This window comes from Mesorhizobium sp. M0771 (assembly GCF_040320155.1).
Classification (GTDB): Bacteria; Pseudomonadota; Alphaproteobacteria; order Rhizobiales; family Rhizobiaceae; genus Mesorhizobium.
The window spans coordinates 1-24777 of record NZ_JAMYPC010000006.1 but is presented as its reverse complement, the minus strand read 5'-3'; the positions used below and the strand labels follow the sequence as shown (position 1 = coordinate 24777).

Here is a 24777-nt window from a genome sequence, read left to right as displayed (position 1 = left end):
CCTCAGCGATACTCGAAGATCGACCGGAAAATGCCCGGCGCGATTACCGATAGCGGGTTGATGTCCAGCACCGGCTTGTTGGCGTTGCCCTTAAGCCGGTAGGTGACGCCGATCAGGCCTCGGTCGCGGCCGTTGCCGAGCAGAACGCCGACCAACGGCAACTCGCCGAAGATGCGGTTGAGGCCATAGGCCGGCATGAAGGTTCCGGTCATGTCCATATTGTTGTTCTGGTCGTAGAGCGTGCCTTGGAAGGTGGTGCCGATGCGCGGGCCGCGCAGCACGCCATTCGCCAATTTCAAATAGCCCGACCCCTTGTCGATCTCGGTAAAGCCGCGCTCGAACTTTACCCGCGAAGTGTCGATCTTGCCCTTGACCGCTTCGTTCAGGCTGCGGCTGTCGCCGGCTGGCGTAGTCGATACGATGGACGCAAGCTTCGGTTCATTGACGATGAAGAAGTTGCTCGAATCGACCTGTCCCCGCATCGGGCCGTCGGCTGCGCCGCTGAGCGCCAGCGTGATCGATCCGCCTTCCATATGCTCGTAGATGTTGAGGAAGCGCAATATGGCGCCTGCGTCGGCCGACTTCATGGTGAGCGCGCGAGCACCATTGCCTGCCGTATTGCTGATGGTGATGGCGGCGCCGGAACTTGCCGCGGCGCTGACCTTGAGCCTGTTCACCCTGGAGCCGGCGGCACTGTAGTCGAGCTTCAAATTGGACAGGACCTCGTCATGGAACCCGCTTAGCGAATTGACGTCGGCGCTAACCGAAACCGCGTCCGTGCCGGTGGTTTTGGTGGCGGTATCGACATCGGAGGTGAACTGCTTGATCAGCGAGCGGGCATCGAGCGCGTTGCCGCTGACATCGACTGCGAAGCCCTTGCCCGACCGCTTCACCGTCACGGCGACATCGTCGCCCCGGTTCAAGGCGACTTTGCTGAAGCGGGCCGAAGACAGCGCGCCCTTGACCAGGACGACATCGCCTTCGACCGAAAAGCTCTTTCCGTCGAGGTCGAAGTCGGACAGCGTCGTGGTATCGCCGGACTTGCTCATGGTAAAAGTGGCATTGGCGGCAATGCCCGGCCCCTTGCTCCAGCCTGCCCAGGGAATGTCCAGCCTGGCGCTCGTCAGGTCAACGTCGACGTTCTGGCTGCCGCCTTCGCCGCTCTTGTCGATTGTCACCTTGATGGTGCCGGAAATCAGCGGCGACAGGCCAGGCATGGCGATGGCGCGCGTCTTGTCGTCGAGCACAAGCGCCACCTTGCGGCTGCGCGGCGGCCCGCCATCCCTGAGCGGCTCGACCAGATCGAGCTCGGCTGGAATGCCGTTCAGCCGCGCCTTGGCAGAGATCACCGCCTTGCCGGGCCCGACTTCGATCGAGCCGTCGGCATCGGTCACCATCTGGCCTTCGAACGGCTTGGCGAGCGACAGGTCCTTGTAGTCGAGCGATACCAGCCAATCGAGCTTCGACGTGTCGACGCCGGATTGCAACGGAATGTCGGCCTTGACGTGGCCGGTCACCGTGCCCGACAGGTCGTCCGGCAAGATGCCGACATGGCGCATGGCGTTGATCGGTTCGTAGGAGGCAAGTTCGGCGATGGCCGGCGCCTCGCCGGCGACGTCGATGTCGAGCGCGCCGATCACCGGCGGGTGGTTTGCCGCCTTTACCGACAGTGTGCCATTGCTTGCCGCCACGGTGCGGCCGCTCGGCATATAGACGCTGCCCGAGGACAGCGCGACGTCGACATCGTTGCCGTGGAAGGAAACGACGCCGACGGCATCGCGTATCGGCGGGATGCGGCCGGCGGTGTCGAAACGCGAGCCCTCGACCTGGAAGCGGCCGAACACCTCGTCGGCCGAAAGCGGCACGCCGTTGCCGAGACGCCCCGGCACGACCTGGAACTGCAGGCTGGCATCGACGACGCGGCCGCCAAACAGGTTCTGCAGCACCCACAGCCGCGCGTTCTTGGCCGAGAACCAGGGCCACAATTGCTTGACGTGCGAGACCGCCATGTCGTGGACGTTGAGCGACACCGAGATACCCGGCGGTCCGTTGTCGATGAAGGAAACCGCAGCGGTTCCCAGCACTTCGCCCCCCGATCCCGACCTGATGCCGATCTGGTCGGCGACAAGCTTGCGGCTCTTGATCTGATAGACGCCGGCGATGCGGGCGAAGAAATTCAGCGCCGGCTCGGGCGATTCCGAAGGCGCCAGCGTCGAGCCGTCGCTGGTCAGGTCGTAACGATAGGAAGGCTCCTCGCCGGCCGCGCCGGTCGACGGCTTTGGCCCGATCGAGCCGGCGAAATTGAACGCCGAGCGCCCGGTCTTTAGAACCAGCCTGCCGACATCGATCTTGTTGGAGCCGGAGACAAGGGCGGCGTCGACATCGACATCGGCCGGCAACAGCCCGCGTGTGCCGAGGTCGAGCACCGAGCCGGTTAGCGACAGCGAGCCCGTCAGCCGCGAATCGGTCTCGCCCGAGCCTTCGGATCCCGTGAGCTTCAAAGCCATCGCGCCGGTTCGCCCGCCGGCCGCCGGCGTTGTCTCCGCGACATCCGCCATGTCGATGGCGGCGTTCAAGGCGGTAACGCGCATCGAGCTCGTATCGCGGGTGGCGGTGGCCGTGACGGTGAGCGCGCGGCCATCGACATCCGCCTCGGACGAGAACTCCATGCTGCCGGGGCCTGACTGCAGCACCGTGGCGTTGGCGATCGTGACCAGCTTGACCGATCCGGCCTCGGGCAGCTCGAACGCGACATTTTTGAGATCGATGCGGCGCATCGAATCCTCGCGCACGGCATCGAGTGCACGATTGACGTCACTGAAGACGACGGCGGCCAGTTTTTCCGGATCGATGAGACCGTCTTGATTGCGCAGGCGCGCTATCCAGTCACCACCCGACGGCATTGCCGCGGTGACGATATGGGCGTCGGAAATCCTGGCGCTGGTCAGCCGAACCTCGCCCGAAAGCAGCGGGACCAGCCGGATGCCGAAGCGGACGCGCCCGGCATCGGCCATCGGCTTGCCGTCGGCCGTCTCGACGCTGACATCCTTGACCTGCAGCGCAATGAAGCTCGATCCGTCAAGTGTCAGGCTGGCAGGACCGACGGCGACTTTGACGTCGAAACCGGCCAGTTTCTCGATCGCCGTTTCGGCTTCCAACCGCAGCCGTTCGCTGCCGATGCCGGTGGCGCCGATGACGTAGACGGCGGCCGCCGCCAGCAGCACAAGGGCTCCAGTGCCGGCAAACAGCCGGGCAAGGATGCGAAAGCCGCGGCCGATCCGTGCCTTGCCGAGCGGCGGCACGCGGCAAGCGGACGGGAAAGCCCCCAGGTCGGTGATCTCGTCACGCCTGAACCGGATTTTCTCGTGCTGCGGTTCTTCCTGATCCACGCAATTTTCCGTTGTGCGAATTCGATCGTGGACGAATCCCCGCCCGACACTATAACGACGCAGGCTAGAGCATGATGCCGAAAAGTGTGAGGCGGTTTTCTCGGACAAACGGTTTCCGTTTGTCCAGACATCATGCTCTATCTCTTTGATTTAGGGCCGCGTAACCTCAAACAAGGGCATCGATATGGCTGATCTCGACGTTGGCGACGTTGCGCCGCAATTCGATCTTCCGCGCGACGGCGGCGGCTCGATCAGCCTTGCCTCGATGCGGGGGAAGCCCGTTGTACTTTATTTCTATCCGCAGGACGACACCACAAGTTGTACCAATGAGGCGATCAGCTTTTCGCAGCTGAAGCCGGAGTTCGAAAAGGCCGGCGCCGTGGTGATCGGCCTGTCGCCGGACAGCGTGAAGAAGCACGACAAGTTCAAAACCAAATACGATCTCACCGTCGACCTGGTTGCCGACGAGGAGCGCAAGGTGATCGAGGCTTACAATCTGTGGGTCGAAAAGACGATGTATGGCCGCAACTATATGGGCGTCGAGCGGGCGACGTTCCTGATCGGCAAGGACGGGCGGATCGCCGGGATCTGGCGCAAGGTCCGGGTGAAAGGCCATGCCGAAGCAGTGCTGGAGGCGGTCCGCGCGCTCTGAGGCGCCACCGATCTGGCCAACGCCGCGCAGTGCATTAGGGGCATAAGACATATATGCGGTTGGCTGACACCGTTGGTCACTAGCGCGCCCGCGAACGGCAAAACTTTGTTAACCCTAATAATGTGTAATCGGGCTTCGTTGGTGTCGTAACGAAAGCTTGGTCCCGTGAACCTAACCGGTCAGTCAGCGGTCTTCGGCAGGCGCAAGGAGCCGCATACGGTCATCATTGCGCGGGGCAATGAAATACGACATTTCACCATCCGGCCGTGGCTCGTCGCCTTTCTCGGCTCGGCACTGGCGGCGATCGCCATCGGCTATCTCTTGGCGACCTCCTATCTCGTGCTGCGCGACGATCTGATCGGCGCCACCACGGCCCGGCAGGCGCGCATGCAGCAGGCCTATGAGGATCGCATCTCGGCGCTTCGCGCGCAGGTCGACCGCATCACCAGCCGCCAGCTTCTCGACCAGAAACTGATGGAGACCAAGGTCAGCGAATTGATCGAGCGGCAGAGCCAGCTCAGCCAGCGCCATGGCCGCCTCGGCCCGATTCTCGAGCGGGCCGAAAACGAGGTCGGGACGCCGCCAACCGCTGATGCCGCAGCGACAACAAAACCCGACGAACATGCCGAACTGACTGGCGGCGAGCCACTCGCCTATTCGGTCGCCAGCCTTGGTTCGGGCGACACCAGGCCATTCTCGCTGTGGTCGACACGTTCCGATCCGCTGCCCAGCGAAACGGCTGCGGACCGTGCCGACAAATTGTTCGTCTCGATCAATGATTCACTGAAGGCTATCGAAAGCCAGCAACTCACCCGCATCGAAACCCTGGCCGACAACGCCTACAAGAACGCCGATGCCATCACCCAGGCGCTGGAAGCGGCCGGTCTGCCGGTCGACAGTGATTTCGGCAAAAACGAAAGCGATGTCGGCGGACCGCTGATCCCGCTTGACAGCTCGATGATGTTCGACAGCAAGGTCAAGGAACTGGACGAGGCGCTGGATACGCTCGACCAGTTGAAGAAAGAGGCGCGGCGGCTGCCGCTCGCCAACCCGGCGCCGGGCCACTCCGTCACCAGCCCGTTCGGCGTGCGCACTGACCCCATCCTCGGCACCGCTGCCCTGCACTCGGGCATGGATTTCCGCGCGCCGGTCGGCATGGCAGCCAAGGTCACGGCGGCCGGAATCGTTACCAAGGCCGGCTGGAACGGCGGCTATGGCCGCATGGTCGAGGTCGATCACGGCAACGGCTTTGCCACGCGCTACGGCCATCTGAGCGAGATCGACGTTGCCGTCGGCCAAAAACTCGCAGCCGGCGACATCATTGGCAAAACCGGCAGCAGCGGCCGTTCGACCGGCCCGCACCTGCACTACGAAGTCCGCCACAATGGCGAGGCCATCGACCCGCTGCGCTTCCTGACCGTCGGCAAGAAGGTCGAGCAGTATCTGTAGGGTCAAGCCAGGCGGCTGGTTGCACGCCCCCGCCTCCTTCACCCGTTGTACCATCCTGTTGTTTGGCAATCCGACATCGCGTGCTCCGGCGTCACGTTCTGGAGCCTGCGGCTGCCGCGCGCTTTGCCGATGCTGTTCTCATCGCTGAGGATTGCCTCGGCCACCGCCGTGATCGGCGCCATTGTCGGCGAATGGATCGGCTCCGACCAAGGACTTGGCGCGCTGATCGTCCAGGCGTCCTTCAACTACCAGTCGGACCGCCTCTACGCGGCGATGTGCTGTCATCGGGCCTGTCGATCGTCCTGTTTTGTCTTGTGGTGCTGATCGAGCGCCGGACGATCCAATATTGAGCAGATGCGTCAGGCGGGTCGCGGTGGCGTCCGTCGTGGCTGACCGGTCACGATTTGACGTGGATGTCTCGCGGGAATTTGGTCAGCGTCTCATGGCCGGTCTCGGTCACCAGAATGGTCTCGCTGATCTCGATGCCCCAGCCATCCATCCACATGCCAAGAATGGAGTGCAGGACGTTGCCGGGTTGCAGCGCGGTCTTGTCGCCGGGCCGCAGGCTGATCGTGTGCTCGCCCCAATCCGGGGGATAGGCGACGCCGATGGAATAGCCGATGCGCGATTCCTTCTTCAGTCCGTAGCGTTGGATAACCTTGCGCCAAGCGGCCTCGACCGCTTCGGCTGTGGTCCCCGGTCTGACCGCGTCGAGCACCGCATCCATGCCTTCGATCACCGCCTTTGCGGTGTCGGCGACACGGGCCGGCGTCTTGCCGAGCTGCATCGTTCGGGCGAGGCCTGCGGCATAGCGGCGGCAGACACCGGCAAGTTCGAGCGCAATCGTTTCGTCCTTGCCGAAGCGCCGATCGCTCCACATGATGTGCGGAGCCGATGCATTCTCGCCGCCGAGGATGGTCGGCGGCAGTGCCGTGATGTCGCCGGCGAAGTCTGGACTGCCGGCAATCTGCGCCGCCTGGATCGCGGCAATCGCATCGCATTCGCGCACGCCTGGCGCGATGACTTCGAAGGCCCGCGAAACCGCCGATTCGGCAAGTGTCGACGCCTTGCGCAGATAAGCAATTTCGGGCGCGGATTTGACGGCGCGGATCCAGTTCACCAGCAGATCGGCGTCGTGCCATTTCGCATTGGGCAGGCCGGCGACGAGCCGGGCATGCGCCTTCGGTGAGAAATAATAGGCTTCGAGCTCGATGCCGATATGTCTCGCGCCCCAGCCCTTGGCGACGATGCAGGCCGCTATCCAGTCCATCGGATGGCGATCGGCGCGCTGCACGTGGTCCTCGGGGAAGCCGACCACATTCTCCGGCTTCATCCAGGCCGTCAGCAAGCCGCCTGCCGCATCCATGGCGCGGCCGATCCAGACCGGCTCGGCCTCGTTTTCGATCGGGACAAGCACGATCTGCGGCGTGTAGAACGACCAGCCGTCATAGCCGGTGATGTAATGCTGGTTGGCGACATCGTTGACGACCAGCAGTTCCAGCCCACGCGCCGCCATCTCGGCGCGGATCTTCTTGAGCCGCCGCTGGTACTCATCGCGCGCAAAAGGCAATTCGATCATCGGTTTTCCTGCTGGATCACTGGTCGGGCGAGCCCCGCGCCCGCCTGACGTCATTCACCATTGCGGTGGTTTCAGCCCGGCTGCAATCGGCCAGCGCGGCGCATGGGACAGGTCCTGCACCGCGTCTGGGAACCATTCCGAATTATTTTTGAATTCCATTTGACTGAATAAATTGCCTGTGCAAGTCTTAGCCTTCCTAAAGGGCGCGGGACATGGCACTGCGGGGAACCAATCAGGAGTTCGGGCGGCCTTACAACCGGCGCATCGTGCTGGAGTCCATCCGCCTTCACGGTCCCATAGCTCGCGGCGACATTGCCGGCCGCGTTGGCCTCACCGTCCAGACCGTATCAACCATCGTTCGCGAACTCGAAGAGCATGGCTATGTGCTGTCGCTGCGCGAAGAGCCGCGCGGACGCGGGTTGCCGCCGGCGACGCTCAGGATCAACCCCGAGGGCGGCTATGCCGTCGGCGTCCACCTCACCCCGCTGGGGATCGACGCGGCGCTCATCAATCTCAGCGGCGATGTCATCGAGAGCATGCATCGCGAGGCGCCGCATGCGATGCCCGACCATGCCTTCGAGCTGATCGGCGCGATGGTGCCCGAGTTGACCGCGCTGCGGCCCGGCGGGCGCGTGCTCGGCATCGGCATGGCGCTGCCTGGACCGTTCGGCGTGGAGTCGATGAGCTTCGTCGGCCCGACGACCATGGCCGGCTGGAAGGATGTCGCGCTGCCGGAACGGCTGGCGGCGTCGACCGGGCTGCCGGCCTTCTTCGAAACCGACATGGCGGCGGCGGCCATGGGCGAACGGCTTTACGGTCTCGGCTCCGGTTATTCCGAATACTACTACCTCTATTTCGGCGTCGGCCTCGGCGGCGTCATCGTGCATGACGGCGCGGTGATGCGCGGCGCCTGGGGCAATGCCGGCGAAATCGGACACATCCCTGCCGTTCCCGGTGGCGAGCCTTGCCCATGCGGTAACAGCGGCTGCCTCGAACGGTATCTCTCGCTCGAAGCACGTCGCCGCCGCAACATCAGCGACGCCGCTTGGGTGGCCGAGATCGCGCCGATCTTCCGCAACGCCATCGTCACCATCGAGAATGTGTTCGACCCGGAAACCGTCATCCTCGGCGGGCTTGCGCCCACCGACCTGCTCGAAAAGCTGGTCGGCGCGGCGGGACAGCTTCCCAATTCGGTCTCGGCGCGGCGCGACCGCAAGACACCGCGCGTGACGGTGGCGACCGGCGGCAAGCATTCGGTGCTGCGCGGCGCTGCCGCATTAGCCGTTTCGGGCGTGCTGTCGCCGCGCTTCGGCCAGATGTTCATTGCCGAGCGCGAGCGCCGGTCCGACCTCATGCACAGCAAGGGAGTGGCGGCATGACCGAACCGCTGCTGGTACTCGAAAACGTCACCAAGAATTACGGCGCCATTCATGCGCTGAGGGGCATCAGCTTCTCGATCGGCAAGGGCGAAGTCGTGGCGCTGCTCGGTGACAATGGCGCCGGCAAGTCGACGCTGGTCAAGATCATCGCCGGCGGCCTCGAACCCAGTTCCGGCCGCATGCTGTTCGAGGGCAAGGAGTTTCTGGCGAAGACGCCGGTCGAGGCCAAGGCTGCCGGCATCGAGACCGTCTACCAGGACCTGTCGCTCTGCACCAATGTCGACGTCGTCGCCAATTTCTTCATGGGCCGCGAAATCACTCGCAAGGTTCTCGGTGTCCCCATCCTCGACGAGCGCGCCATGGAGGCCGTCGTCGGCAAGGCGCTGGCAAGTGCCGGCACCCGCATCCCGTCGCTGCGCACCAATGTCGAGCATCTCTCGGGCGGCCAACGCCAGGCCATCGAGCTCAACCGCTTCGTGCACTGGGGCGGCAAGCTTGTGCTGCTTGACGAGCCGTTCGCGGCCCTCGGCGTCGAGCAGACGCGGCGCGGTCTCGAGATGATCCGCCAAGTGGCCAACCAGGGCATCGGCGTCGTCATCATCACCCACATCATGCAACAGGCCTTCCAGGTCGCCGACCGGATCGTGGTGATCCGGCAAGGCGTCGTGGCCGGCGATGTCGCACGCAACAAAACAAGTCCCGATGCGGTGATCAACATGATCACCGGTGAGACGCTTGCCGGTGCCGGACCGGCAGGTTGAGGGACAAAAGAGGGGTCCGGTATAAAAGAGGAGCGAACGACATGAAGCGAATACTTGTTCTTGTCTTCGGTATCCTGGCACTGGCTCTTGCCTCGCTCACGCCGGCAATGTCCCAGACCAAGGGCACCGTCTACTATATGGTCCCGACCCTGCTCGATGAATTCCAGACCGGCTCGGTGAGCGCACTGGAGCTGTTCCTCAAGCAGGTCGGCTATGAGGTGAAGACACTCAACGCCGACAACAAGACCGATGCGCAGCAATCGCAGATGAACGACGTCATTGCGCTGAAGCCGGCGGCGATCATCCTGGCCGCCGTCGATTTCAACGCGCTGAAGCCATCCATCGAAGCGGCACGCGCCGCCGGCATCCCGGTGGTCGAGTTCGACCGCCAGATCACCTCGACCCCATCCGATTTCACCTCGGTCGCGGGCACGGTCGAGATCGGCTACGTCGCGGCCGAGCAGGCGCAAAAACTTCTGACCGCCAAGAACGGTTCGGTGAAGGGCAAGATCCTGCAGGTGCTCGGCGATCCCGGCGATCCCTACACGCTCGACATCCAGAAGGGTTTCGAGGAGAAGTTGAAGGCGTTTCCGGACGTCAAGATCATCTCGCTGCCGGCCATGCAGTGGGAAGCCAGCAATGCCGGCACCATCGTTGCCGACCAGATGCTCGCCAACCCCGATATCGACCTGATCTTCAGCCATGCCGCGCACCTCTCGGTTGCAGCCGTCGCCTCGCTCGAGGCCGCCGGCAAGAAGCCGGGCGACGTCATGTTGATGAGCTCGAACGGCGCTCCGGTCGGTCTCGACCTGATCCGCAAGGGCTGGCTCAATGTCGAAGTCGAGCAACCGCTCTACGCGCAGGCCGCAGCCGTCGCCATGTTCATGGACAAGATCGCCGGCAAGCAGGAAATCAAGCCTGGCGAGTATGACGTGCTCGGCTTGAAGTCGACCGTGACCAAGGAGAGCTGGGGCCCCAACATCAAGATCCCGGGCGCCGCCATCACCAAGGAAAACGTCGACAATCCGGCCTTCTGGGGCAACCAGAAGCCGCCGACGGACACGATCAAGTCTGTCGAATAGTCGCTTAGCGAAGCGCTCCGGGCCATTGCGGCCCGGAGCCTGCCCTTCACGACGCCGCGTCCAGGACGCCGTGGCGAACCTAAACCCGCGCCTGAACCCGACGAAATCGAGTTGATTTCTCAGCCTGATTTTCTCGGGGGCGCCAACCGGATCAGCCCATGAACCCGCGCAGCCGCAAAGCCCTGGAGTTCGTTCTCGACAACCTCGTCTGGTTCATGCTGATCTTTGTGCTGGTTGTCTTTTCCATCTTCGTCCCCAACTATTTCCAGCTCGGCATCTTCGCCAACATCATCGAGGCCTCGAGCGTTCTCGGCGTGATGTCGATCGGCCTGTCGCTGGTCATCATTGCCGGCCATATGGACCTGTCGGTAGAATCGGTGGCCGCACTCAGCGCCATGACCGTCGGCATCCTGTTCTGCTCGTCGGGCATCGGTATGGGCATACAGCTCAATCCGCAGTGGCTGATGGTTCCGGTTTCGCTGCTGGTTGCGCTCGCCGTCGGCGGCCTCATCGGCGCCTTCAACGGCTATCTGGTGGTCAAGGTGAAGATGAGCGCCTTTATCATTACGCTGGCGTCCTACATCTGGGTGCGCGGCCTGGTGCTGGTGATTTCCGGCGGCCGCTCGGCACAGGATCTGGCGCCGGCCATCCGCTGGTTCGGCATCCAGCGGCTGGCCGGCCTGCCGCTGACCGCCTGGATCGCCGTCGCCTGTTTCGTCCTGTTCTCGCTGATCATGGCCAAGACGCCGTTCGGCCGCCACCTCGTGATGATCGGCGGCAATGAGACAGCGACCTTCCGCGCCGGCATCCGCGTCAACCGCAATTTGATCATCGCCTTCGTGCTGGCCGGCGCCATTGCCGGCCTGGCCGGCTGGCTGCTCGCCATCCGCACCTCGGGCGCCACCGCCAATCTCGGCACCGGGCTGTTGTTCAACGCCTTTGCCGCCGTCGTCATCGGCGGCGTGAGCCTGAAAGGCGGCGTCGGCACCTTGCCTGGGGTCTATGCCGGCGTGCTTTTGCTCTCCTCCATCAACACGGCGATCAATCTGATGGGCCTGCCGGCGAATTTCACCCAGGTGATCCATGGCCTTTTGGTGCTCGCCGCCGTGCTGCTCGACGCCTTCAAGCAAACCATTCGCCAAAGACTGGCATAGGAGACGGCTGGCATGACAGGACGGCTTGAGAACAAGGTCGCGCTTATCGTCGGCAGCGCACGCGGCATCGGCAAGGGCATTGCGCTGCGCTTTGCCGAGGAAGGCGCAAGGCTGGTCCTGGCCGACAGCGAGGCCGAAGCCGGCCAGGCGACCGCGGACGAGCTCGGCGCGGATTTCATTCGCACCGACATCTCGCAAATGGCCGATGCAGAAGCTGCGGTGGCGCTGGCGCTGAGCCGCCATGGCCGCCTCGACATCGTCGTGCAGAATGCCGGCATCTATCCCTGGCAGCTGATCGAAAACACCAGCCCGGACGACTGGGACCGGGTGATGGCGGTCAATCTGCGCGGCACGTTCAACGCCACGCTGGCGGCGCTGGCGCCGATGAAGGTGCAAGGTTACGGGCGCATGCTCTACACCTCGTCGATCACCGGTCCGCACGTCACCAGCCCCGGCCACGGCCACTATGCCGCCAGCAAGGCCGGCATCAACGGCTTCATCCGCTCGGCGGCGCTGGAATTTTCGGGCTACGGCATCACCGTCAACGGCGTCGAGCCCGGCAACATCCTGACCGAAGCGATCGAGCTGCATCGCGGCGCCGCCTACATCAAGAACATGGAGGATTCGATCCCGCTCGGACGCCTCGGCAGTCCGCGCGACGTCGCCAACGCCTTCCTGTTCCTCGCCTCCGACGATGCCAGCTACATCACCGGCACCACCATCGTCGTCGACGGCGGCCAGTTGCTCCCCGAAGGCAAGGATTTCCGGCTGCTGCCGCCGTGATCAGCCGGATTTCTTGTACAGCAGCAACTCAGGCCGGTACTCGAAGTGCATGGTGTCGTAGTGATACCAGCGCCCGCCCCAGATGAAGCCGTTTTTCTCGAACAATTCCACGATTTCCAGCGGAATCCGGTTCTTGAAGGGAATGTGGGCCTTCGGGTTGGTTTTGTTCCTGTTGTTGTACCAATAGTCGGAGAAGCCGACATTGATATCGAAGGCCGCTCCGAACGAGTGAACGCTCAACCGGTCGGTGCCGGCGATCGGCCGCCAGACAAAGCCGCCGCCGGGCTTGAGCCCGTAACGGCTCAGCTCCGCGGGCATCGCCTCAAGCGCAGCGGAGACCTTGCCCAGCCGGTCGTTGATGCCGAAAATCCTGGTGACCTGCACGGTCTTCTTGCCGAGCTTCGGCAACCATTTGACGTTGGCGATGTGCTTGCCCACCTCGGCGGCACTTGCCCCGTAAAGCTTCTCGAAGAAAGGTTCGTTGCGGATACGGCCGGGGTCGAAATCCTCGGCCGGGACCAGCGCGCCCTCCGCTGCTCCGGGATAGGCGTAGCGAAACATGTCTTCGATGTCGGGGCTCTCCAGCAGTGCGTCGGCGTCGCGCGCCTTGCCGTCGTTCCACACCATGGTGGTGCCGTCGGTCCAGGTCAGGACATTGCCCGAAATGGTGAAAAGGCCGGGATAGGCCTTGAGCAAGGCTGCCTTGGCGGCGGGCTGGTCGACGCCGTCGCCCACATTCCCCGCATAGGCGAAGCGCCCAATACCAGAGATTGCCAACGCCAATAGCAGCTGTAACATCAGCCGCCGTGGATGGTCGATCATTGTGCTGCCTCCGCGAGGGCTTTCGTTCATCGTGCATTTAACAAGGCAGCTGTACCATGCTGGTCGAATCGAACGGGAGACAAAATCATGTCAAAAACCTTCACTGCTTTGATCCGGATGACGTTTACATTCATTTGCCTGGTCGGCCTGGCCTCGTCAGTTTCTATCCTTTTCCCCGCCACCGCGTCGGCCCAGCGCATGCAGAAATGCGCCGATGAAGGCGGCACGTGCCGCCTGCCCTACCCCTCGGAAGTGGTCTACGGCGCGCGCGGCCAGACCACCTCCCGCTTCTTCGATCGTCGTTCCGTGCCTTGCTCGAATCGCGTCTTCGGCGACCCGGCGCCCGGCCGCGACAAGGCCTGCTATATTGCGAGGCGCGATAGCGGTAATGATTATGGTGACAACGACGACGACAATTACGGCAATGATGACAATTACGGCGATAATGATTACGGCCAGGGCCGCGGCAGATGGGTGGCCTGCGCCTCGGAGGGGCGGTTCTGCGAGTTCCGTGGCCGCAAAGTGGTGAGATACGGGGCGCGTGGCCAGTACGTCCAGGGCGTATTCAGGAACGGCGTCACATGCAGCGTCGACGCCTTTGGCGAGGATCCCATCCGCCGCGTGAAGAAGAACTGCTACGTCAAGCGATAGACTAGCGCGCCAGGAAAGAACGGCGGCTGCGGCTCATTGCGGCCGCGCCCGGCATTCGGGATATGCGGGCCGGATATGGTGGGCGATGGCGGGCTCGAACCGCCGACATCTTCGCTGAGAACGCTATCGTCAACTCGACCGCTGTGAACCCTTATCGCGGCACGGTGACACGGCACCTACGCCGATATCGAAGCCGTATGCGAACAACGTCGACAAGTACACGCTTGCCCGCATCGGCGAGCCGAAACAGGAAGAAGTGCGGAGCCGATCGTCGCGGGCGTGGGTCGAACTTGCTCTGCAGCTGCCATCCAGACGGAAGACATTTGTGTATATTCCGCTTTGGCGACGCGCCGTAGTGGCCTCTTGTACTTAGTCCACCGTGCGACGCGAAGGGCCGGTGCATGTGTCCTCTGGCGAGACATGAAACGGACTGCACCCGCAGTAATGGCCAGTCTATCGCCAGACTAGCTGCGAGGTCACCGCTCATGCTATTTTGGGGCCTTCTCGTTGATGTGGGAAGAGGCGGGCCTTGCTTGGCGACGTATTCATCAACTACCGACGGCAGACCGATTCCGGCGTGGCGGGCCGCGTCTACGATAATCTGAACCGCGCGCTTCCTGATGCATCCATCTTCATGGACGTCGACAAGCTCAACCCCGGCGATGACTTTGAGGTGGCGCTTGCCCGCAGTTTGGCCAGCTGCAAAATCATGCTGGCGATCGTGGGGCCGCAGTGGGCCGCGCTTGCCGATGAGCAGGGCCAGGTTCGGCTGGAGTCCCCCGACGACTTCGTGCGCAAGGAGATCCGTACGGCACTCCAGGCTGGGGTGCGCGTCATCCCCGTGCTCGTCAACGGCGCCAGCATGCCAAAGAAAAGCGCCTTGCCACCCGATCTGCAGGACCTGGCCAAGCGTCAAGCCATGGAGGTCCGCCACGAGCGCTTCAACGACGATATGGCGGCGATTGCGTCGGCGATAGCGAAGCCAGCGGCGCGGCGGCCGAGGCTCTGGCTGCTGCACGGGCTGGTCGCGATGATCGCGCTCGGCATCGGCGGGACAACGGTGGCGTTGTGGCCGAGGCCCTCCCCTTTGCCGTCGCCTATCGAGCCCGCAGCGATCGAGGCCAAACGGTGCAAGGAAGGATTCGTCTGGCGATCGGCGATCTTCGGCGACAGCGTGTGCGTGAGTCCTGCCGACTACGGCGAGGTGCAGGCGCAGAATGCCAATGCCCGCAACAATCGTTCGCCGACCGGCGGACCTTACGGCGACAGCACCTGCCGCGACGGCTACGTCTGGCGTGAAGCGTTCGAGAGCGACTTGGTCTGCGTCACCCCTTTCGAACGCGACAAGGCCAGGAAGCAGAATGCCGACAACGCATACAACCGGATATGAGACCGTAACTCCGGGCAAGCACCGATTTATCAAGAAATTGAGTGGTGGGCGATGACGGGCTCGAACCGCCGACATCTTCGGTGTAAACGAAGCGCTCTACCAACTGAGCTAATCGCCCGCTCCGGCCGGACCTTTAAGCGGTCGCAACCGGCTTCGCAAGGCCAAATGAGCAGCTGCTAGCTTAGCCGCACAGTGGTTTTCGCGGGCAAAGTGCCGCCCGTCAAAAAACCTTCTCCTGTTTGCGTTTATGCTGTCCAGCTGCGCTTGACACCCGGTGGCGAACCCCTTATCCACCGCCCCAACGACGAACACGGCTGACACGTGCTCGTCCAATGCGCGGGTGTAGCTCAGTTGGTTAGAGTGCCGGCCTGTCACGCCGGAGGTCGCGGGTTCGAGCCCCGTCACTCGCGCCATTAATTTCAAGGGGTTAGCTACCGCCCCTTGAAAAGTTTCAACTCTCATTCTGCGGAGAGTTTCAACTTTCTGTATTCGTTCCGTTCCAGGCCAAGCAGCTTTCTGCCCTTGCGGCGGCTGGCGTCAGCTGAGCGGACGGCGGCCAGATTGACCGGCATATAGGTCTTCTGCAGCGCCTTGTTCCCGTCGATCGAATTGCCCATCTTGGCCGAGATTGCCTCGACCGACGCGCCTCCGGCATTTGCCTCGACCGCGCCGGAACGCCGCATGTCCATCAGCCGCCGCTTCTCCGATGTCCCGAACACCAGCGTGCGCAGATCGGCAAAGTCGTCGACCAGAGAATCCTTGGTGTAAGGCACGCCGGCGCGCGGCCGGCCGCCCTTCGGGCCCGGCGCGAAACCGCGCGAGCGAAAGATCGGCGCATCGTCAAGCAGGGTGACGCCTAGTGATTCGACATAGGCCAGCACCAGGCGCTGCGTGCGTGACGACAGCGTGCCGAAAGCCGCCTCGCCACTCTTGCTGCGTGCAATCAGAAAACCCCATTCCTGTGCTGTCTGCATTGCCTGCGCCGGTGTGAGCGTGCGCACGTCGACGGGTGAGAAGCTCGTGTCCCACGCAACGGCGATGACGCAGGCCAGTCCGCGGTAGCCGGCGCGCCAGGCGCCCTTGACCATGCGCACCGCCTCGCCTGCCGTCCAGGTCTGGTGGCGCGGTGGTGGCGTCTGGCGGCGGATCGCCTGCGATGGGTCGGAGCCGGGCGGGCATAGCTTCATGCCGGCCATGACATTATAGAGCGAACGCCACGTCTTTACGGCACGGTAGGCGATGTCGACACCTTTGACCCGGAGCAGACGGCCATACCAGTCGTCGAGCAGCTCGAGGGTGATGTCGGCTGGCGGCAGGTCGGCGAAGTACGGCTCGATGAAGGTCCAGCCGCGTTCCCAATCCTCGCGGGTGCGCGGTGGCTTGCGCTTCCATGCATCCATGCGGCGATAGCGTGCAAAGGCGTCTCCGATGGAATCCTTTGGCCATACATGCAGGCGCGACGGCTCCTTGCCCTTGCGGAGTTCCTGCCAGCGGTCTTCCCACTCCCTGGCTATCGTCCAAGCCTCAGGCCCGTCGATTCCACAGGAAATGCATCTGAAGCCAGCTTCGACCATCTTCGGCGTCGGCAGCCAGTAGCCGTACCTGCCCTTACGGATGACGTAGTGCTTCAACTTGATCTTACCCAAGCGTCGCCAGCCTCGCTCTTGCAATGTCAATGCTAGACTGCCCGCCGGATCCCGATCCTGCAAGACCCGAGCGTCGATCGAGCCAGGAGTCGATCGCAACCATGTCGTAGTTGCCGGTGATTGGGCAGGCCTTGGGAAAGCCTTGATCCTGCAACGCGGGCAGCAATTCCATGAATTCCCGCAGCGTCAGGTGGAGATAACGCGCCGCCTTGACCGCCGGCACGAGCCGCGGCTGTACCGGGAAGCGGATAGATGACGGTTGTAATGTGTGGGTTTGGCTCATGGCACCAAAACTCTATCCACCGTCCATCGGGACAGCGGATGGGCGCTTGTCGTTGAGCGGGTGTGAATTTCGCCCGTGTCAGCACCTCCGCCGCACAGCATGCGATTTTCCTACTCCGTGATCTCGTTATTCCTGCATCGAGGGTGAATGAGAACTTAGAATAACGGCCTTTTTCCCCCATGCCTATTCGTCCAATCCTTAATTCGCAGAATCGGCGGCCACAGGGCGAGAATACTTATAATCGGCGGCTTCAAAGCCGCTACGCCCGGGCAACCCGGATACCCTCGGCGATGTTGACGCCACTACCCATCAGGTCGCCATCGTGCTCCTGCACGACGTCACCCAGGTGAATGCCAATCCGGAACTCAATGCGACGATACCGGGCACCCCGGCACTGTGCTTAGCAATAGCGTTTTGACGCGCGCAGCGGACTGCTTCCACAACGCTGCTGAACTCGAAAGCTGTGACAATGAAAAGTCCGCCACCGTGAGCCAGACCAGAAAACTCATATTTTAGCACCTGCGAAACAAAGCTCGCTATTCCGCGTTGAGGCTCGTCGAACAACGGAGCTTCACGAATGGATCCGGCAACTGCAGCTGTGATGATTTTGCTTTCTTGCAGTCCCGCCCAGGGAGTCTGCAAGCCACTCGATACATCACCGTCCATGTTCGGATCCCTTGAGACATGCGAGTTGGCGTTAGCCGTGAGGCTCGAGGGCGCTCCCAACGGGGAGATCGTGGGGCGATGCAGTTCGATTGATCCCTCCGCTACAGGTTCCGTTCCAGCCGGGTATAGCACGATTGTCGTCACGCGGGGCACAGGGGCGGGTGCGGTGAGCAGTCGCTACATCGTGCCACACAAAAACTGAAGCCAGCCACCGTGAGGCAGCGGGCTATTCATTCTCGACCGGACAATTATAGGCCTTGCCCTCCCTCTATGAAGCCATACTCGGCATCGATGGCTTCGCGCTCGTCGTCCGCTTCGCCATCGTCGTCGCCTTCCCTGTCATCGGTCCCGTTGACTTCGATGCCACCGGCCAGACAGGGTTCGAGATCCGGGTCGGGCTCTACGAAGTCGAGCAGCTACATCAGGCGTTCTTCATCTTCGATCGAGCGACGGACCGCCATGTCCGAAAGGCAGAGGTTCGTGGCTGGATAGCGAAGAATCGCACACGGCTTTCCTTCATTCGCATGGTTCGCAGAGATTAGCATTATCGCCTACTCTCATCTCGTCCGACGTCGTCTCCCTGAAAGCAGCGCCGGTTAGGCTCGGCGCCCTTCTTGGTTTCTCCCCGTATGTCAAAAGGAGGTCGCCGGGCCTTGCCAGGCCCCGCTGCTCATCGCTTGCGGGGTGTCCTGATGACTGAGCTTGGCCCCGTGGCCTAACGGCCAGAACCAAACGTTCCGAAAAGCTTTCCCAGGCTGGCGGCAGCCGAAGGGCTGCAGAAGAGGGATCGTCAGACCGCTCCTGGCGCACCACAGCGACACCACCAAGCTGTAAGTCAGGTCCATCGGCCCTGCTGATGAGTGCCCTTGGACAGATGGATTGCGTTTGCCACGAAAAAGGAATCGTACCGGCCCGTTCTCAGCACATCAGCCGGAACGGGCCATGGGCAGAAGCAGCCAACTGGCTAAAATCGCAAGACGACCGAAGGACCACGTCGGCGATAGCACCGGACCCGACGGCGCCCGTGTCGCCAGTAACTACGGCAGACTCTTCTCCAGCCGCGCCGGCGGCGGCGGCGCCGGTGGTAGTAATCTGGGTCGTAGTCCGGGTCGTAATCTTGGTCGTAATCTTGGTCGTAGTAGCGCCGATGGTTGACCGGCTCCACTTCCGCGTGAGTACCTTCGTTGTCGAAGGCGTCTGGCGCGTCGAGTTCTTCGAGAATGCCGCTTTTTGCCGCTGGAACACCGGCCAATGCGTTGATAGGCCGGACCGCGCTTGCAAAGGCTGCTGCCCCTGCAACGCCAAATATCGCTGTCAAAAAGGATCGCCGATCCATAGTAAACCTCCCAAGTTACATGAGCTGAACGAAGCGCCCCGCCTGCTGAAGGAGCAGGCCCAGCGCACGGTAAAATAGAGGATTCGCCAGCCGCTCAAGCAACTCGCGAATCCTATCAGCGCAGGAAGGGACCTGGCTGCGCCGATCCAAGACATGTCAGCTAAGGACGACCGCCATTACCAGAAAGGTAACGGCTGTTGCAAAAATCGGTGCGAGCAACCATCGCGCCTGGCCAACACTTTGATCCATTTGTTCTCTCCCGTTGTGGAGAACCAACTGGCTGAAGCCCTAATCCGTTCCGCCTAGTCCAAAGGTAAGACCATTGCGTTGTACGGTCGGACTTTAGACCAATCGGATTAGACAAAGGTGCGTAGGCGGGAACGTTTACCCCGGTTCAAAGTTGGTTGCCGGGCAGTGCGGGACGATGGTCGTCGTGTGCCGGTCCTTGCAGGAGAGAAGATATGAAGATGCACTTTGTGAACACCGCCGCAGCCATGTTGCTCTTGGCGGGGATCGGCTCCGCCGCCGCTGACGACATTATCATCCAGCCGGAACAGGACACGGTCATCCGTGAGTATGTCAAGAAGCAGCCCTTGGCTTCGGTGAACCTTCCCGGCGTGGAATTGAACGTCGGGACAGCTCTGCCGGAAACTGTGGAGATCCACGAGGTCCCGAACGTCAAATACCGTTACGTGGTGGTCGACAACCGCACGGTCCTGGTAGATCCGGGCACCCGCAAGATCGTGAAAGTTTACGACTGAGATTTCTAACGAACCCACGCTCGCCACCCTTGGGTGGCGAGTGTGTGCATTCAAACGCTACTCAGCCGGACAATTCAAATTGCCACTCAGCTGGACAATGAACATGACGAACCCTGAACTCGAGAGGACGCAAGCCCTGGTTGCCCGCTTGGCTGATCTCCAAGCAAGAATGCAGGCAGCACGTCTTGTTGGTGCCGAGGTAACAACCGTCCGAAAGGTTGCAGCCACAATCGATGACGGCTTGCGACAGGCCGGCCTCACACCGTTAGAAATCGCAGAAGGTCAAGGGGAACAGTTTAGCGATACTAAATGTTCGACTGGCTATGGACAGCCGAACCGTACTCTCAGCAGATCAAGTCAGAGCAGCACGAGCCCTACTGAACTGGCCGCGTGTGCGACTTGCCGCCAAGGCCAATCTTAGCGAGATGGTGATCAGCGATCTTGAGAACGGATACAGGAAACCGCGGCCCCACAACATCGCCGCCATCCGCAAAGCGTTTGAGGATGCCGGAATCGTTTTCACCGTCCAAGGCACTCCATCGCTAGCCCGCTCAGAAGGTGATAGCGGCCTAGCCGCCGATAATAGACGGTGGCGGGGCCGGGAGAAAAAAGGATAGCGGGGAAAAGCCCGTGTACCCACTGCACCCGATCTCTAAAGCGGCCGCTAACAAGGGCGGTTGTTCACTGACTTTGTGCTGGCGCTCACCTTTCTAAGGTGCCGCTCGAATATGGCCAGCTTCTCTTCGTAGCCGATCCGCACTCTGGACCTGCAACTATCGCATTTGAAACCGGCAATCGTTTTCAGCCAGGATCCCCTTCTCACCATACGGCGTGAACAGGAGGGGCATTGGAATTCTAAAGGTACGTCGCGCAGTTCATTTGATAGAGGCGCTGTGCATGTTCTCCTCAGCGGCACGGCCACTGCAACAAAGTAGAAGGAGAAATGTTTCCGCTTCGGCCATTTACGCGGAGCAATCAGACCTAAGTCCAAATGCTGAAGGGGGCAGGCAAGCTGTTCCTTGCCCTTCGATCCGGATCGTCTCCGTGGCCTCACCATACTCGGCCGTAGCTCAAAGGCTCGTATCACCGGCCAGAACGCGCAGTTCATCCAGTGGAATGGGACAGGACCGGCAAAGCCTCGCGACCGAACTTCTCGAGATTAGACGGATCCGTTGGCCTTCCTCAGAGGCCATGGCATAAGATTCGAGCTCGATCGGCTGTCTTCCTTGCCCTTCTCTATAACGCGGACCAGCCGTTCTCAGCAGGCTTCGGCCACTCCACACTGTCTGAGTTTGTGTTCTGAACTGTGCCGCCCATCGCAGTTCCCTCCACCTCCAACAGGCTAATTACGGATTATAAGACCTGGGGAATCGATCTTTCAGGTGGAATCCGCATTAGCGCTGGATGTTGCATCGCGGCGCGGAGGGGTTTTATTAGCTCCCCCTCATCTTGACGCTGGCGCCGGCTGCTCCAAAGTCTTGGGCATGGCTCGGGGAAGTATCAAAGTTGGCGACGAGGTCGCAGTCACGGCGATTGTGCGCGGCCGCGTGACGCCCGATCGCGCTCCTTGCCATCCTTGCGCGCTTGGGCGCCGTACATCCAGGCGTAGGTGGCGCGCTATTTCTTAGGCACGGCCATTTCCATCATCCTCCCAGAAATCCAGCAGCCTTGCGTGCCGCAGCTTCTCATCGCCTTTTCCTAAGAAAGGAGAGGGTCTGTGGACAGCTGTGGCTCTATCCGGCTGTAAGTTGCCAGACCGCTACGCTGGCGAGGGCAAGGCCCGCTGCGCCTTCGATTGCTCGCGATATGGTATCGAACAGCCGTGGCCTGCTGTCGAAAAAATGCACCAGGCGCTCCCGAAACAAGATCGACAGTACCGCCACGCTGGACAGCGTTAGGGCCACGCCCACCATCATGGTGATTGCGAACAGAATTCCAGCTCCCGGCACCCCTCTGGAAATCGCGAAGGTCATGACAAAAAAGGTCAGCGGGCACGGAATCAAACCGGCCATGACTCCAACGGCCTCGCCCTCATGCTTGTGATGGTGGCCGTGGCTCACCGAACGCCAAAGCATCCAGACGCCGATCAGCCCGAGCAGACCGCGACTCACACCCTCAAGCAGTGGTGCGCGTCCAACGCTGCCCAATGCAATCGAGACGAGCGGCAGGGAGAATACGGCGATCAGCACCGCTGTCGCCACGTGAGTGAAGGACAGCGTAATCGACACCAGGAGGCCGCGCGAAACCTTCGCATCCGAACCTGCAAGGTAAGTCGCCAAGACAGCCTTACTGTGGCCGGGCGTCAGAGCATGTGCCGCACCGAACAGGAGGCCCATCGGCAGAAAGGCAAGGAACGCAAGCCAATCACCGCCAACTGACAGCAGCTTTATCTGATCTGCGAGCGCCAGGTATATGGAGCGCTGAAATTCGACAAGCGCCTGGAACATCAGCCGAGACCGGCAAAAGCGAGTGGTTTCCGGCAGTTGTCAGTGCTGGTGGCCGTGATGTTCGCCCTGATCATGAGAGTGCGGATGCTCGTGCTCACCTTGGTCGGTCAAAAACCGGATGTTGGCAGCTGCGAGCGCCGGCATGTGTTCGAACAGTTCGTTCTCCAGCGCCGCCGTGATCTTGTTTGCCTCTGAGAGAGGCAAGGTTCCGTCGGCTGCAATAGCGATGTCGGCATGCAACTTGTGGCCAATCCAGCGGGCCTTGGCGTCGACAACGCGAGCACCCTGCACATGCGCAGCGGCATGCTGAATTTCGGCCATCACGCCCGGCTCGACGCCGTCGAGCATGCGGGTGAGCACTGAGCGCGCCGATTGCCAGACGATACCGAATATAGCGACCGTGATGAGAAGCCCGATGATCGGGTCGGCCAGTGGAAATCCGAGCCAGACGCCCATGGCGCCGATGACCACTGCAAGGCTGGTAAGCCCGTCGGTGCGGGCATGGTAGCCGTCGGCGACGAGCGCCGCACTGTTGATTTCCCTGCCGATACGGATGCGAAACACCGCGACGGCCTCATTCCCGAGGAAGCCGACAATGCCCGCCGCGGTCAGCCAACCGAGATGAGTCACTGCCTGCGGACTGACCAGGCGCTCGATAGCCTGGTACCCGGCGACGATGGCGCTGAACAGAATGATCAGCACGATAATGATACCGGCCAGATCCTCTACCCTGCCAAGGCCGTAGCTGAAGGTCCGTGACGGCTTGCGTCGTGCCAGCATGAATGCGATCCAGAGCGGAATGGCGGTTGTGGCGTCGCCTATGTTGTGGATCGTATCGGCCAACAGCGCCACGCTGCGTGACACCAACACCACGGCCATCTGCAATGCCGCCGTCATGGCCAAGATGACGAACGACCATTTGATGGCCCAGATGCCGCGGTCAGTGGTTGCAATCGTTGCGTCGATGACCCCGTGCGTATGGCCGTGCGAGCCATCGTCATGAGCATGCGCGTCATGATCATGTGACCCGAAGCCGAACCAATCCAAGACGCGTGCGCCGATACTGGTCATAGGTATTTCGCCAGTTGCTTGAGCTCTGCCAGCGAGTTGCCTCCCGCTTCCGTGTCGATCAGACAATGTTCGATATGATCGTGGATCAGTTCTCGCTTTGCGCTGCTGATGGCGCTCTCCACTGCATGGAGTTGCTGCGCCAGGTCCAGGCAGGATCGCTGCGCCTCGAACATGCCAAGCACGGATGCAAGATGCCCCTGTGCGCGCTTTAAGCGCTTCACGATAGCCGGATGAGAACTATGGATGCCTTCGGACATGCCCACCGGTATCCCCCCAGGGAGGATGCGTCAAGTATGATGTGAGCGCAGATCGGCTCTTGATCAGCCACCCCGCAGAGCGTGTATCCTATGGCGCTGAATGGTTCCGGAAATTGGAATCTGGGCTTGAAAGGGCTGGCCCCTGTGCAATACAGGAACCAGCCATTAATCCTACCAACTCAATGAACCGTCCAACTTTATGGGGTCAGTTCACGACCGGGCCTTTCTTTGCGTGGTGAAACTGAAGAAGCCCGTCGGTCCGATCAGCGGGCTTTGTGATGGGGATGGCCCGCGCCTGCTTCCGAGGCTGCGCGGGCCGACCATGGACGCATCTTGGTCACCGGCCGGACCGCTGAAGAACGAGCCGGGTGTGACCGAACTGCCTTGGAGCGGGAATGTTCCCGGCTGACGCAAAAAGCCCGCCAGCATGAGCCGGCGGGCAATCGATCTGGAGTAGCTGGACTCATCCAGCATAGTTCAACGACGGCGGAAGGTTCGGTAGCAACCCGCGCTCGTCGCTCCCCAAGGATCCAGGGAGCGGCGAGTTGTTGCCCTGCGAGCGCGACACAGAAACTTCGCCGCGCCATGAAAGGACGGCGTGGAGCGCGCAAGCTCTGCAACAAGCTGCCGGCGCTCTGGGAGGTCTGTCCGCTTTTCGGATTGCCAGTGCCAGTCCAGACCAGCACCCTGCCTGGTGAGCGTAATCCCGCAATTGCCTGCGCTGAAGGCGGCGTAGGGCCGCCCATTGGGCGAGACTGGACTTCTAGACTGGAAGCCACCAATTCCTGCACCGCTTCGGGAACGGCCAACGGCACCATCTGCGCCGGATAGGGGCCGTCGATCCAGCCGTTCGCGGAGCGCTCGCTATCGGTTTGGCCGTTCAGGCTAGCCATTCGCGTCACTTCGCAGAAAGCCTCCCGGTTGGGCTTATGCGGCACGTCCCAACCGAAATAGACCATGGCCGGCTAGGACGACGTCTGGAGAAACTGTTGCTCTCTCGTCGGCGTCTTCGAAAACGCTGTGATTATCGCCTCGAGCGATACATTCAAGGCGTTGGAAAAGGTCCTGCCCCTCTGCCAAATCGCTACGTAGTGATAGAGCGCGGACGGTTCCACTGGCCTTACTCCCAGCTGAAACGCCGCGTACTCACGTGCGATGATCTCGTTTGTGATCGAAATGCCCAGGCCAGCCGAAACGTATCCGGCTTCGTGACCGTTGC

20 protein-coding genes, 2 tRNA genes and 3 pseudogenes are annotated in these 24777 nt (G+C 61.8%); 14 read left to right on the top strand and 11 right to left on the bottom strand.

Annotation, left to right across the window (positions count from 1 at the left end; genetic code table 11):
• Positions 1-2 precede the first annotated feature (2 nt).
• Entirely contained in the window at positions 3-3389 is a 3387-nt protein-coding gene (locus tag NKI05_RS11180) for a YhdP family protein (RefSeq protein WP_352792370.1), read from the bottom strand.
• A gap of 184 nt (positions 3390-3573) precedes the next feature.
• On the opposite strand from NKI05_RS11180, the gene NKI05_RS11175 reads away from it, so the two are divergent.
• From NKI05_RS11175 to NKI05_RS11165, 3 genes and pseudogenes are all read left to right on the top strand, one after another.
• Positions 3574-4041 (top strand): peroxiredoxin, encoded by a 468-nt coding sequence (locus tag NKI05_RS11175; RefSeq protein ID WP_023706427.1) that lies wholly within the window; start codon positions 3574-3576, stop codon positions 4039-4041.
• Positions 4042-4206: 165 nt separating this feature from the next.
• Positions 4207-5490 (top strand): M23 family metallopeptidase, encoded by a 1284-nt coding sequence (locus tag NKI05_RS11170; protein ID WP_023690221.1) that lies wholly within the window; start codon positions 4207-4209, stop codon positions 5488-5490.
• Positions 5491-5583: 93 nt separating this feature from the next.
• Positions 5584-5840 (top strand): annotated as a pseudogene (locus tag NKI05_RS11165) (ABC transporter permease); the annotation flags it as partial.
• Positions 5841-5887: 47 nt separating this feature from the next.
• On the opposite strand, the gene NKI05_RS11160 reads toward NKI05_RS11165, so the two are convergent.
• On the bottom strand, positions 5888-7069 hold the full coding sequence (locus NKI05_RS11160; RefSeq protein ID WP_023815071.1) for a M24 family metallopeptidase: 1182 nt from the start codon (positions 7067-7069) through the stop codon (positions 5888-5890).
• 212 nt (positions 7070-7281) lie between these two features.
• Here NKI05_RS11160 and NKI05_RS11155 point away from each other — a divergent pair, with 212 nt between their 5' ends.
• From NKI05_RS11155 to NKI05_RS11135, 5 genes are all read left to right on the top strand, one after another.
• Positions 7282-8448, top strand: a complete 1167-nt coding sequence (locus tag NKI05_RS11155) for an ROK family transcriptional regulator (protein WP_023815070.1) — start codon at positions 7282-7284, stop codon at positions 8446-8448.
• Entirely contained in the window at positions 8445-9209 is a 765-nt protein-coding gene (locus NKI05_RS11150) for an ATP-binding cassette domain-containing protein (protein WP_023815069.1), read from the top strand. Before NKI05_RS11155 ends, NKI05_RS11150 begins: the two co-directional genes overlap by 4 nt.
• 41 nt (positions 9210-9250) lie before the next feature.
• The gene (locus NKI05_RS11145; protein WP_023684845.1) at positions 9251-10291 is read left to right on the top strand and encodes a sugar ABC transporter substrate-binding protein; all 1041 of its coding nucleotides are present in this window, start codon (positions 9251-9253) and stop codon (positions 10289-10291) included.
• A 158-nt stretch (positions 10292-10449) separates the two neighbouring features.
• Positions 10450-11445: an ABC transporter permease gene (locus NKI05_RS11140; RefSeq protein ID WP_023697543.1), complete on the top strand. Its 996-nt coding sequence runs from the start codon at positions 10450-10452 to the stop codon at positions 11443-11445.
• Between the two features lie 12 nt (positions 11446-11457).
• On the top strand, positions 11458-12228 hold the full coding sequence (locus NKI05_RS11135) for an SDR family oxidoreductase (protein WP_023731526.1): 771 nt from the start codon (positions 11458-11460) through the stop codon (positions 12226-12228).
• Here NKI05_RS11135 and NKI05_RS11130 read toward each other — a convergent pair whose 3' ends face one another.
• The gene (locus NKI05_RS11130) at positions 12229-13050 is read right to left on the bottom strand and encodes a M15 family metallopeptidase (RefSeq protein ID WP_023815068.1); all 822 of its coding nucleotides are present in this window, start codon (positions 13048-13050) and stop codon (positions 12229-12231) included.
• Positions 13051-13137: 87 nt separating this feature from the next.
• On the opposite strand from NKI05_RS11130, the gene NKI05_RS11125 reads away from it, so the two are divergent.
• The gene (locus NKI05_RS11125; protein WP_031203220.1) at positions 13138-13701 is read left to right on the top strand and encodes a hypothetical protein; all 564 of its coding nucleotides are present in this window, start codon (positions 13138-13140) and stop codon (positions 13699-13701) included.
• A 529-nt stretch (positions 13702-14230) separates the two neighbouring features.
• Complete coding sequence (locus tag NKI05_RS11120) at positions 14231-15091, top strand: toll/interleukin-1 receptor domain-containing protein (RefSeq protein WP_023815067.1); 861 nt, start codon at positions 14231-14233, stop codon at positions 15089-15091.
• Positions 15092-15133: 42 nt separating this feature from the next.
• Here NKI05_RS11120 and NKI05_RS11115 read toward each other — a convergent pair.
• Positions 15134-15209 (bottom strand) — tRNA-Val (locus NKI05_RS11115).
• A gap of 218 nt (positions 15210-15427) precedes the next feature.
• Here NKI05_RS11115 and NKI05_RS11110 point away from each other — a divergent pair.
• Positions 15428-15504: transfer RNA gene (locus NKI05_RS11110), tRNA-Asp, on the top strand.
• A gap of 45 nt (positions 15505-15549) precedes the next feature.
• Here NKI05_RS11110 and NKI05_RS11105 read toward each other — a convergent pair.
• The 3 genes and pseudogenes from NKI05_RS11105 to NKI05_RS11095 form a co-directional block, all read right to left on the bottom strand.
• On the bottom strand, positions 15550-16737 hold the full coding sequence (locus tag NKI05_RS11105) for a site-specific integrase (RefSeq protein WP_050587145.1): 1188 nt from the start codon (positions 16735-16737) through the stop codon (positions 15550-15552).
• Positions 16730-17020 (bottom strand): hypothetical protein, encoded by a 291-nt coding sequence (locus tag NKI05_RS11100; protein ID WP_023690232.1) that lies wholly within the window; start codon positions 17018-17020, stop codon positions 16730-16732. The genes NKI05_RS11105 and NKI05_RS11100 overlap by 8 nt, the downstream gene beginning before the upstream one ends.
• Before the next feature lie 262 nt (positions 17021-17282).
• Positions 17283-17476 (bottom strand): annotated as a pseudogene (locus NKI05_RS11095) (adenylate/guanylate cyclase domain-containing protein); the annotation flags it as partial.
• Positions 17477-17943: 467 nt separating this feature from the next.
• Between NKI05_RS11095 and NKI05_RS11090 the strand changes: the two are divergent.
• From NKI05_RS11090 to NKI05_RS11080, 3 genes are all read left to right on the top strand, one after another.
• Positions 17944-18228 carry a hypothetical protein gene (locus NKI05_RS11090; RefSeq protein ID WP_023694089.1) on the top strand — a complete coding sequence of 95 codons (285 nt, stop codon included), beginning with the start codon at positions 17944-17946 and terminating at the stop codon, positions 18226-18228.
• 1255 nt (positions 18229-19483) lie between these two features.
• Complete coding sequence (locus NKI05_RS11085; protein WP_023669226.1) at positions 19484-19783, top strand: DUF1236 domain-containing protein; 300 nt, start codon at positions 19484-19486, stop codon at positions 19781-19783.
• Between the two features lie 323 nt (positions 19784-20106).
• Entirely contained in the window at positions 20107-20400 is a 294-nt protein-coding gene (locus NKI05_RS11080; protein WP_081725558.1) for a helix-turn-helix domain-containing protein, read from the top strand.
• Between the two features lie 1116 nt (positions 20401-21516).
• Here the strand turns inward: NKI05_RS11080 and NKI05_RS11075 are convergent.
• From NKI05_RS11075 to NKI05_RS11060, 4 genes and pseudogenes are all read right to left on the bottom strand, one after another.
• The gene (locus NKI05_RS11075) at positions 21517-22230 is read right to left on the bottom strand and encodes a HoxN/HupN/NixA family nickel/cobalt transporter (RefSeq protein ID WP_352792369.1); all 714 of its coding nucleotides are present in this window, start codon (positions 22228-22230) and stop codon (positions 21517-21519) included.
• A gap of 39 nt (positions 22231-22269) precedes the next feature.
• Positions 22270-23301 (bottom strand): cation diffusion facilitator family transporter, encoded by a 1032-nt coding sequence (locus NKI05_RS11070; protein WP_502898760.1) that lies wholly within the window; start codon positions 23299-23301, stop codon positions 22270-22272.
• Complete coding sequence (locus NKI05_RS11065; protein WP_023684828.1) at positions 23298-23558, bottom strand: metal-sensing transcriptional repressor; 261 nt, start codon at positions 23556-23558, stop codon at positions 23298-23300. Before NKI05_RS11065 ends, NKI05_RS11070 begins: the two co-directional genes overlap by 4 nt.
• A gap of 965 nt (positions 23559-24523) precedes the next feature.
• Positions 24524-24777, bottom strand: a pseudogene (locus NKI05_RS11060) (hypothetical protein); the annotation flags it as partial.